Source organism: Paracoccus chinensis, from assembly GCF_900102885.1.
Lineage (GTDB): Bacteria > Pseudomonadota > Alphaproteobacteria > Rhodobacterales > Rhodobacteraceae > Paracoccus > Paracoccus chinensis.
The window spans coordinates 1-2,288 of record NZ_FNGE01000060.1; the positions used below are offsets into that span (position 1 = coordinate 1).

Sequence of the window (2,288 nt, forward strand, 5' to 3'; positions counted from 1 at the left end):
CTCATCGGTCAGCCAAAAAAGGTTGCTCATCGATCAGTCTCCTCACGGAGACTGAATCACGCAGCAGCAGGCAAATCAATGGGTCCTGACCCTAATAGTCACGGAGAGAGCCGCTGAGAGGGGTCTAAGGGTTTTCAGGTCTCCCACCTAGCGGCAGAAGCTAAAGGACCTATGCGGTGCCGCTGAGGGCCTCTGAGTCGACCTGCCTAGAAGCAGGCACAGAGAGGCAGGGAGCCTCAATGAACAAGAATAATAAGAATAATAATAATCCCGCTTTTTGAAGTCGATTTCCTGAACCCCCTACCGGGTATAGGGTCCCATTTGGGTCCCATCTTTAAGCCCCGCCTCCTTCAGCATCCCAGCCCAGCGCCTCGGCCAAGGTCCTGCCTTTGGTTTCGGAGGGAATGGACTATCGGCATACTGCCAATGGGCTTGCCTCAGTGTCAGTGACGGAGCCGTGTCATTTTAGCTGCCATATGGATCGATGCTGCCTTTTGGCGGTATCCAGAGTACAACGACTTAGGCCTTTTGGCAGAGAGGATGACACAATGAGCGCCATCGTTGGTTATGCGCGAACAAGCACCACCGAACAGGTTGCAGGCTTTGAGGCCCAGCTTGAGACCCTGAAGGCTCAGGGCTGCACCAAGGTCTTTCAGGAACAGGTAAGCTCGGTCGGGGATCGGCTCCAGCTTAGGGCCTGTCTGGATTACCTGAGGGAAGGAGATACACTAGTCGTCACCAAGCTCGACCGGCTGGCAAGGAACGTCGCCCACCTTGGGGAACTTGTGGCAACCCTGACAGCTAAGGGCGTGGCTCTCCGCATCCTAGACCCTGCCATTGATACAAGCACCGCTACAGGGAAGCTGCTGCTGCACATCATGGGATCAATCGCTGAGTTCGAGCGGGCAATGATGCTTGAGCGCCAGCGGGAAGGGATCGCCAAGGCGAAGGCAGAGGGACGCTACAAGGGCCGGACACCAACAGCCATGAGACAGGCACAGTCAATCCGACAGCTTGCCTCCGAGGGCCTCACAAAGGCCGCTATTGCCCAGCGCCTCGGGGTATCGGAGAGGTCCGTTTATCGAGCCCTAAAGCAGGGGTGGAGTAACTAGCTGATAAGAAAAAGGAAATCTTAACATTCCCTTTGAAAAGGCCGCAGCCCAGCACCACAGGAGGATGAAATCCGACTTTGAGAACACAATAGCCCCGTCTCTGGGATCACTCATCAGGAGGCTTCTGACGATTTCTCAGGGACGGGGCTTTTATGCTGCTGCTGTTTTGGATTGATTCAAGGCAGGAACCAGAGGGTTCTCTGAGGTCTCAGGGGTTGAGCCTCTGGGTTCTCTCTATGGTAGGAGGATTATCATCCTCTGCTAAGGAGCAACTACCAAAGGTCTTCTATGGGTCTGGCCTTTGGTTTCTCTCTATATGCCGGTGACGGATTAGGCGGCATAAGCCATCTCCTCTGTAACTTCGTTGTGAATACCAAGCAAAGCCCGGTAATCCCATCCGTCAGGCTTCGGAGGGGGAGGTAGGTATCGCAACTGCAAGAGTAGCTGCTGAGGATCAAAGAGTTCATGCTTGTTGAGGAACACAGATAACCCTTTTCCATACACATCTCGGCAAATGCGGTCAGCTTGTCTTCCGATACTAGGATAGCCTTTGTATTCTTCGTTGCTGGTTTTCAGGTATCCTCGATATTGCAATGCTCGCATCACTCCACGGTCGCCGTTAATGGCAGCCACAATGAGGTCTGCAAAGAATTGACCGCGATCTTCTGGCCTATGATTGCGGAGAATAGAGTCTGTCAAATCATGGACTCGCTCGGTGTCTTTCCTGCGTTCTTCCAAGTACTCGTTTGCACGGTCTTTGCGGTTGAAATAGGTTTTACAGTTACTGGAGCAATATTTCTGATTGGAGCGCCGTGGGATGAAGTTCTTGTGGCAGTGCGGGCAGGCGATTAGGGAGTTTTGCATTTTTTTCCGAGAGGACTATCTTCTTCTATATAGTCCACTTGGCGAACGGTTTTTAAGTTCTTACGGAAGCCAGAGAAGTTGTGGTGAGGAGGTGACACAGAAACAATCACGAAGCTACACAGGCTTGTCACGGCCTGTCTAATGTGTTGATATTGCGTAGGTAAATACAGCCCATAAACCAGCCTGTGGTTCTCACCGTCCGCCACAATTCCTTACATGTCCACTTAACCTTCTTTCCGTGTTATTCAGGGAAGGGAGGATCAGGGCATGGGACGCACATCCACCACGGCGGAGCCGCAGAAGCGTGACGCG

General features: G+C 52.8%; 2 protein-coding genes. One reads left to right on the top strand and one right to left on the bottom strand.

From position 1 onward, the window contains the following. Positions 1-548 precede the first annotated feature (548 nt). The gene (locus BLQ03_RS17565; RefSeq protein ID WP_090757579.1) at positions 549-1,112 is read left to right on the top strand and encodes a recombinase family protein; all 564 of its coding nucleotides are present in this window, start codon (positions 549-551) and stop codon (positions 1,110-1,112) included. A 330-nt stretch (positions 1,113-1,442) separates the two neighbouring features. Here the strand turns inward: BLQ03_RS17565 and BLQ03_RS18185 are convergent, their stop codons facing one another. Beyond that, positions 1,443-1,850: a hypothetical protein gene (locus tag BLQ03_RS18185; RefSeq protein WP_139166817.1), complete on the bottom strand. Its 408-nt coding sequence runs from the start codon at positions 1,848-1,850 to the stop codon at positions 1,443-1,445. Positions 1,851-2,288 lie beyond the last annotated feature (438 nt).